At 29.7% G+C, this 8,469-nt stretch carries 8 protein-coding genes; 3 read left to right on the top strand and 5 right to left on the bottom strand.

What is annotated here, in order from left to right; genetic code table 11:
• The first annotated feature begins 126 nt into the window (after window positions 1-126).
• Window positions 127-1,467, top strand: a complete 1,341-nt coding sequence (locus ACYQZV_RS08565; protein WP_459895113.1) for a replication initiation protein — start codon at window positions 127-129, stop codon at window positions 1,465-1,467.
• 31 nt (window positions 1,468-1,498) lie between these two features.
• Here ACYQZV_RS08565 and ACYQZV_RS08560 read toward each other — a convergent pair whose 3' ends face one another.
• The gene (locus ACYQZV_RS08560) at window positions 1,499-3,040 is read right to left on the bottom strand and encodes an ATP-binding protein (RefSeq protein ID WP_459895110.1); all 1,542 of its coding nucleotides are present in this window, start codon (window positions 3,038-3,040) and stop codon (window positions 1,499-1,501) included.
• A gap of 112 nt (window positions 3,041-3,152) precedes the next feature.
• Window positions 3,153-3,548, bottom strand: a complete 396-nt coding sequence (locus ACYQZV_RS08555; protein ID WP_459895108.1) for a ribbon-helix-helix protein, CopG family — start codon at window positions 3,546-3,548, stop codon at window positions 3,153-3,155.
• Window positions 3,549-4,126: 578 nt separating this feature from the next.
• On the opposite strand from ACYQZV_RS08555, the gene ACYQZV_RS08550 reads away from it, so the two are divergent.
• Complete coding sequence (locus ACYQZV_RS08550) at window positions 4,127-4,507, top strand: hypothetical protein (protein WP_459895105.1); 381 nt, start codon at window positions 4,127-4,129, stop codon at window positions 4,505-4,507.
• Window positions 4,508-4,531: 24 nt separating this feature from the next.
• Window positions 4,532-6,235 (top strand): hypothetical protein, encoded by a 1,704-nt coding sequence (locus ACYQZV_RS08545; protein ID WP_459895101.1) that lies wholly within the window; start codon window positions 4,532-4,534, stop codon window positions 6,233-6,235.
• A 41-nt stretch (window positions 6,236-6,276) separates the two neighbouring features.
• Here the strand turns inward: ACYQZV_RS08545 and ACYQZV_RS08540 are convergent, their stop codons facing one another.
• From ACYQZV_RS08540 to ACYQZV_RS08530, 3 genes are all read right to left on the bottom strand, one after another.
• The gene (locus tag ACYQZV_RS08540) at window positions 6,277-6,492 is read right to left on the bottom strand and encodes a hypothetical protein (protein ID WP_459895098.1); all 216 of its coding nucleotides are present in this window, start codon (window positions 6,490-6,492) and stop codon (window positions 6,277-6,279) included.
• A gap of 9 nt (window positions 6,493-6,501) precedes the next feature.
• Entirely contained in the window at window positions 6,502-8,025 is a 1,524-nt protein-coding gene (locus ACYQZV_RS08535; RefSeq protein ID WP_459895095.1) for an AAA family ATPase, read from the bottom strand.
• A 12-nt stretch (window positions 8,026-8,037) separates the two neighbouring features.
• A partial coding sequence (locus ACYQZV_RS08530; protein WP_459895093.1) for a right-handed parallel beta-helix repeat-containing protein occupies window positions 8,038-8,469 on the bottom strand: 432 nt, incomplete at its 5' end.

Genomic DNA, 8,469 nt, shown 5'->3' with positions numbered 1-8,469 from the left:
GCGACTATCTTGAAAAGACGACAAATCTACGGCTATATTTTCATAAAAGCTGATATATAACCAAGCTGTCATCTTTTTCTTTATGAAAAACTTGACCTTTTAGGTTTAAAGTTATACAATGTTTTTATGTCAGACAATGATATTAATATTTTTAATTTCAACTGTCCAAAAGATGATATTCTTAAACGAAAGATAGTATTCCATAACAAGATAGTTGAAGCAAGATATAAGGAAACGCTTTCTCTTAAAGATCAAAGGGTATTGTCTTTTATTTTATCTACATTAAATGATTTAGATAAAAACGAACTTAAAGATTTAAATAAACGTTTCTTTTTGAAAATACGAATACCTAAGAATTTACTTGTTGAAGAGAAAAATTATGATGATTTAAGAAGAGCTTTGCATAGTCTTATGTCTAAATCTATTGTTGAACTTTTTAGTGAAGAGAAGAAAAAGTTTACTGCATATACGTGGTTTACTTATGCTAGTTATGAGGATGGTAAAGATTATGTTGAAGTTGAGATTAATCCATCTCTCTTACCTTATCTAGTTGCTCTATCTAACAATTATACAAAGATATATGTAAGACCTATATACTCTTTTTCTTGTCAATATTCCATGAAACTATACATGATGCTATCTAGATTTTCTGATACAGGGTGGTTTACTGTAAGTCTATTTGAGTTAAGAAAACAACTTGGAGTTGAAGATAATAAGTATAAACGATTATATGATTTTGAAAGATATGTATTACGTCCATCTGTAAATGATATCAATGAATATACTGATTTATTAGTATCTTATGAGAAAATATCTGCGTCTAGGAAGGTGACTCAAATCAAATTTAATATATCAGCCAAAACATCTTGTAATAAAAGCCAAACCCTAACTTTAGAAGCTAGTTATAATTCTTTAAAAGATAATCAAGAACTAAAAGAGCTTATGTTAAAGTATTTTGGAACAAAAAAGCATATAAAGAACCCTGTAGGCCTTTGGAAAACCATGACTGATAATGATATTATTGAAAATATTAGAAATAGGATAATAGAGATACACAGTATTGATAAAGAGTTAGCTAAAAAAGCTGAAGTTATTTTGACTGTTGACCCAGTTGCAGCTTTTGCTTGTACATTCATCAATTTTGACCGTGATTTGGTTAATATCTTAGAACGCTATCAAATAGTACAAAAGATTTATAATCTATTATCTTTTGTTGCTGATATGCTTATCGAAAGAGTTTCTGATATAGATATAAAAAGTGAAATATTACATAGGAATATCCATCAAGAACTTGTTTATATAATCTATGGCTCTATTAATCAAGCTATTGAGGAGAATATTGTATACATGGAAGAAGCTAATAGGAAGAGCAAGAATCGTTGTATATCTCTAAAAATAAACCCTGATGACAAAGAAAAATTCTTAGAAATTTTACAAAAGAATATAGTAGAATTCTTTGAAGAGTAAGATTAAATATTCTCATTGGTATAGGTTACTATTATCTTATCCTCTCCCAAGAAAAACCTACAATATTTTTGTTGTCTTCTGAAAACTCTATACCTACAATGTATATCTCCTTCCCTTCTGATAAATACTTCTCATAATATTTTTTCTCTTTTATCTGTCTTAATGGGTCATCTGATGGATTGTTTACAACTTTAAACTCTATTACGTATACCTTATTTTCTATGAAAGCCGTTAGGTCTATACGACCTTTATTTGTAGTATCTTCTGGTACTGCTTTTATACCAGCTCCGTTAAAAAGTGCATAGACAAGAGATGCATAAAAACCCTCATACTTATCAAGTTCATTTTTTGTATACCAGTTATATGGGATACTGGCAAGGAATGATTGAAGTGTTTCCTTAAAAGAGTCAAAGTTTGCTCTTAATAGCGCTTTGTATATATTTGTCTCTGATTTTTGTTTTATGTTAGGTTTGCTTACATAGTCCAAAAATACATCGTTGAAGGCTATTCTTACTTCAAGATTAGGATAACTAAGGGTATAAGAATACTTAGAACCTAATCTTTCTACATTTTTTATAGTAAGATATCCAGTTTGAAAGAGTAAACTCTCTATAGGCATATTATCCAAATCTATGCTTGATAAAATCTCTTCTCCCACTTCTAAGTTTTCTAAGTCTGGTAGATAAAAATCTCCATCTTTAAGAAGCTTTACCAAAAAGTTTGGCGTCCCAGTTTCAAACCAATGAGGTTTAAACTCTTTTTCTGCAAAAAGTAGCATTACATCAAAAGGATTGTAAACTGACTCTCCCTTCCAGTTATATCCATTGTACCAAGTTTTTACTTCTTCTTTGTCAAACTCTTTTAATCTATCTTCAAATACATTTTCAAGCTCAGATTGGGTATACCCACAAATTGTAGCAAACTCTACGCTTAGGGTGATATCTCTTAGCTGGTTTAACCCGCTAAATATGGATACTTTAGAAAACCGAGACACGCCAGCAAGGAATACAAGCTTTAAGTAAGGATCTAAGTCTTTTAAAGGAGAGTAAAAATCTTTTAGTATCTCTCTATTCTCATAAGCATTGTCAAGGTTGTATATAGCGTCAAGTATTGGTTTATCGTATTCATCTATTAGCACTACAACAGGGCTGTTGTATTTAGTATAAGCTTTTAATATGAGTTCTGCGAAGCAGTTTGAATAGCTGTTTGTATTTTTACAATCAACAGATAGATTTTCTTGATTTAGGCTTAGTTGAAAAAAGATATTTTGTTTTAACTGTTCTGGACTTCTATGTGCCCCCATCCCAAAACTTATATATACCACTGGATATTTTTTATCCCAATCCCAGTTATCGTATAGATAAAGTCCTTTGAAAAGCTCTTTTTTACCAAGAAAAGCCTGTCTTAGAGTGTCAAGAAAAAGAGATTTTCCAAAACGCCTTGGACGGGAGAGAAAATAATATTTTCCATTGTCAGATAAAATTTTTACATACTTAGTTTTATCCACATAGTAATAGTCTTTCTCTGTCCTGATAGACCAAAAGCTTTGTATGCCTATTGGTAAAATTTTCATATAGAGTATTTTAACTTATTACGATTTTTATGGTTAATATGGATAAACTTAAAATTTGCATTATTATTATTCAATTCTAAAGATGATATGATTTTTAAATATTTCACCATTTTCATTCCCAAAATTTCCAAAAAGGTTTTTTGTCTTGTAGCGCTTTTATTCTTCTATCCTTCTCAGCTATAACTTTATCTTTTTCTTGCAATAAGAGTTGATATGTTTCTTCCATTTTTTCTATGGCTTTTTCTTTTTCTTTTAACATACTCTTGTAGGCCTCTTCAACCTTTTCTACAGCTTTTTCTTTTTCTTGAAATATTCGTAATACCATTTTAAGTCTCTCGTTTTCTTCTTGGTATAACTTAATTTCTTCTTTCATTCTTGTTTCATTAGCGTAATACATAGTTACAGCTTCTTGTATAAGTTGGGTATATGTTTTCCCTGTTTTTTGTGCTAGTTCTTCAATTTTATCAATCGCATCTTGGTCTAGTTTAAAAGTTTTTGCAATCTTCATTCTCTATCTAATATAATTTATCATATTACTTTTGTCAACTTTAAATTACTTTTAGTATTTTTTAGTATTATGTTAAGTATTGCTATTGCAATAAATATATTACTTTTTATATTATTACGTATTACTTGATTCTTAACATAATATTTGCATTTATAAGACTATTGATAATCAATAATGTTAACATAATTAAAATTATGTTAATAGCGAATGAAATGGTATTAAACTACATTTATGGTGGGGGATTGTAAATGTAATACCTGGATATAGGATTTTAAGTCATTGGTATATAAGGATTATTGAGTAATATTTTATTTAGAATTAGGTGTTTTAATATAATGAATATGCGCAATAAACTTGAAATCTTATTTCAACTTCTGTACAAGTTCATAAACATTATGAACACTTATTGATATAACTTTTTTAGCTGTAAGTGTTGACTATATAGTGAACTCGTACACTTATTTGAGCTCAGTCTTAAAAACGCAATTTACACAAAGTTCTTTGAGAGTCCCAATAATTTAGCTTAAATTAGCAAGTTAAGTATATAATATATAAAAGTTTCTTAAAGGAGGTATAGTATGCCAGTTATAGTTGGCGAAATAGAATCATTGTTATTAGATGAATCATCATCTCCGGTTTATTGTGTTATAGTAAGAAATATAAACAGAGTAAGATTTGATATAACTAATGAATATTTTATAAGTAATAGTAATAATATACGTGAACATTATTATTATGAATTTGAGAGAAACGGTGATCAAATTACTCCTCGTAGGTTTGTAACAGAAAAGAGAATATTATATACAGAAAGCCCAAATATGTTTAATATTCTAGAGACAGCATTTTATAACAAATATATTATAAATATTGAATATGATAGTAATTCAAGGCACGATCGATATCCTAATGCGTATTGGATTAGATCAGTTTCTGTTAGACCAAGAGAAGATGAATTATAGAGGTATATTCATTAAATAAATCACATGAGTAACTCTGTATTAGTTATATTTGGTGCCGGGGCTGAGAGGGCTTTAGGATTTCCAACGACACAGGATATTGAAAATATATTTAAGGCGCTAATCGGTTTTGAAAATAATAGAATAAACAAATACATCCCATTGAATATTAGATTAGAAAATGCACTTAGGGATTATTTTGGTTATTATTCAAGGCAAAACGATAAAACATATCATATATACAAAAACCTTGAGCTAACACTTAGGATAATGCTTGATGGTAATGGTGCGAAAAATCTAAAAGAAGCTGAGAATGATAAGGATAAAGCTATAAATGAATTTATACAATTGTACAAAAGATTTATAGAAAGTGAATATACTGTTAGAAATCATGAAAGACTTTATAACAATATCGCTAAAATGGAGCATTATTTATATTTACAATCTTTTTCTTATGACTGGGTAAACATAAAAGCCTTATCGTATTATCTATATAAAGATCAGCCAAATAAGTTTCAGCTGGTGGACTTGCTGAGTATATTATATAACTCTAAACAAAGTGGATTGCCATTGGTAGCTCCAGAATATTTCGATTATTATACTCATGATACTAGTGAAACCGGTAAAGTTAACTGGTATATTTGCAATGTTGATGGAATATTTAATATGTACAATCTGATTTTATATAAGATATACAAAGGGGTTTATTATACAAACCTTAATACAAACAATGAAACTTTGAAACATTACTTTGACTTTATTCAAAAAATGCTGGATAAATATAATCAGAATATTACTTTTGTATCTTTTAACTGGAACCCTATTATTCAAGCTTTAGCTTACCTGGTTAACTATAAATTTAATACTTCTGTCGGCAAAGCAAAGAATCGCTATCGTTATATAGATCATTCTTCCTTAATCGATATAGTGCGATTAAAAGATTCTGAAGATGAAAATAGAATAATACCATCTTTCACTGAAAACATAGAATACTTTTCGAAAAAACTTTGTAAAGAGCCAAAAACTATTGAATCCATTAAGTTTTATCCTATACACGGAACTTTTAATACTAGAGTATGTCCAAAATGTTCTTCTGTATTTATGATATATCCTAAAACACAAGGGGATATAGATATAACACAAGATTTGTACGATTTGTTATTAGTAGATCCTTTTCCGTCAATGAAAGATTTTGAACATTATAAAAAATACAGTATTCTTAAAAAGAAATTGGAAAATCCAGAAGATTTTGATACTATTTATTGTCATAAGTGTAATACACCTATATCTTTTAAGAATACTATTTTAGAAATTCAGATAATGTTTAAAGATTATAGCCATTATTCGTTGAAAAGTATGTTATATGGTTTTGCAAACGAATTCAGTAAAGCTCAAAAGATAATTATTTTAGGCTATTCTTTTCCTAATGACGATGTAAAAGATTTGTTGTTCCTCAAAGCTTTTAAAGATATAAAGCAAATCGATTCAAACAAACAACAAGAAATCTATATCGTCAATTATGATGAAAAGTACAAGCATCACAAAAGATGGATGAGTATAGATGAAGTTAAAAATCAACTACCTAATTTAGAGAATTACCAAATAAATGAGCTAATTCATAATCTTGAAAAATTATTCAAGAAAGAAAATATAAAGCTATCTTTTCAAGGTGTACCTTGGGTATTTTTAAATGGAAACAGAAACGTGGATATTAGCATATTTGAAAAGTAATACAATCTATAAATACTCTAACTCTATATTTTTATGTTTAATCAAGTTATCACTATCCACTTTGACCATTTGTTGCAAGACTTTACGTACTCAACTTGCTTGCCTTTGTATATTGATAATCCGTTGTTGCACATTCCTATTTTATCAGCTACAAAAGCGCTCTTTTTAGGGTCAGATGCGCTTTTGGCATCTCTTGCACCCGTCCAGCTGTTGCAAGTAGCACAATATTTTAATTTCTTATTAACGCTAATACTCATCTTGGCCTCCTATTTATCCACTGGCTTTGCATCTATGTCTTTTATACGATTTCTCATCTCTTCTATCTTTTTGCCCATGCTTTGTTCTATTGGTTTAAACTCTTGTATGACTTTTTGAATATAGCTTTCTACATTGCTTTGGTTTTTGCCATCTAAGAATGATAGTTCAACCACTTCTTTAACTAGTGATTCTATATCAGCTCCGCAATAACCTTTTAATTGAGATACGTATTTTTCAAAATAGCTATACCAATTTTCTTTTTTGCGTTTTCTAAGATGTATTTTTATTATTTCTTTCTTAGCGTTGTCTTTTGGTAAATCCACAAAGAATATCTCGTCAAATCTTCCTTTTCTTAGAAATTCTGGAGGCATAGAGCTTATATCGTTAGCAGTGGCTATTACAAATACCGGTTTTGTCTTTTCTTGCATCCAAGTTAAGAACGTTCCAAATATTCTTTTCATGACATCCGATGAGCCACCACCACTTTCACCTATTCCAGAAAAAGCTTTTTCAAGCTCATCTATCCATAAGATAGAGGGAGCTATTGCTTCTGCTATTTTAATAGCTTTTCTTATGTTTTCTTCTGATTGACCTACGTAAGGACCAAGTATCATACCCATGTCAAGCCTCAAAAGAGGCAATCTCCATGTCCCAGCCACAGCTTTAGCTGTTAAACTCTTACCAGTACCGGGAAGTCCAAAGATAAGTATTCCTTTTGGTATGTCCACTCCATAATCTCTTGCTTCTTGAAGATTTTGTATTATAGTTTTTTTGTGGTTCAACCATTCTTTTAGATTTTCCATACCACCTACATTGTTTATACTTTCATCGCTATTGATAAAATCAAGCATGGAATCTTTTTTCATCATTTGTCTTTTTACTTCTATTATGGTTTTTATATCTTCTTCATCTAGCTTTTCATCAGATACCGCATATTTCATAACATTTATTATGTCAATGGTTCTCATGCCAAGCAAAGCTTCCACAAACTGAGATTTTATATTGGAGTTATAATTAAAAGCCCCTACATTTTGGAAAAACAAATCCACTATCTCTTCTATTTCGCTTCTTGTAGGAAGTGGTACATCCAAAGCCAAAGCATCTATATAGACTTCATCTGGAAGTCCTATGTGAGGTGATATTACAAAGTTTTTTATCCAAATATCTTCTTCTATTATCTTGTTAAGATAGTTTCTAAAAGCTCTTAATGTAACAATATCATTTTCTAACAACCTATTTATATCAAAAAACACCACAAAGGCATTCTTAGCGTTCTTCAAAAGCCAGCTTAACACAAACTTCAAATCCCTTTTACTATCAGCTCCCAGCAATCCTATCTTATTATCCTCTTGACAATCAAGCCCATTTGCTATGTCATAAGTATAAACCCTTTTACTTTTCTCTTTTGCCAATCTTTTTACTATATCAAAAGTTTCAAACTCTTCCGTAGTTCTCAAATAAAACAATTTATAGCTATCAGAGTTTATATTTTCAAGCAACCTCTTGTAGATGTCATTTTTAGTTAGTTCCATACATCAGCCTCCCTAATATTTAAAGTTTTCAAAGAACCCTAAAGAACCACTTCCGTCTTTAAAATCGCAATCTTTTATTACTACATCGCCACCATAATCATATTTTAACCCAGTTTTATTATTCCAAGTAGATACTTTTGTTAAGGTGATAGGTGACTTAGGCGTAAGAACAATAACTATACCATAGTCAACTCCATCGTGGATTTTTGAATCGATTATACTACCATTGGACTTATTTATATGCACTTGAGGATAATTTCCTTTTTCATTTCCATTTCCATATATATCACAACCTTCAATGGAGAATTTAGACTTTTCTGTTACATAAATGCCCTGATAATAATTCTTAAATATCTCACAAGATTTAATTGAAGTTTCAGATGAAAATACGTGAACACCATTATTATTAACCCCATCATGAACTTTTGAGTTAATTACTATACA

This window comes from Hydrogenobaculum acidophilum, from assembly GCF_054656715.1.
The sequence above is the reverse complement of the archived record's forward strand: the minus strand, read 5'-3'. Positions and strand labels throughout refer to the sequence as shown.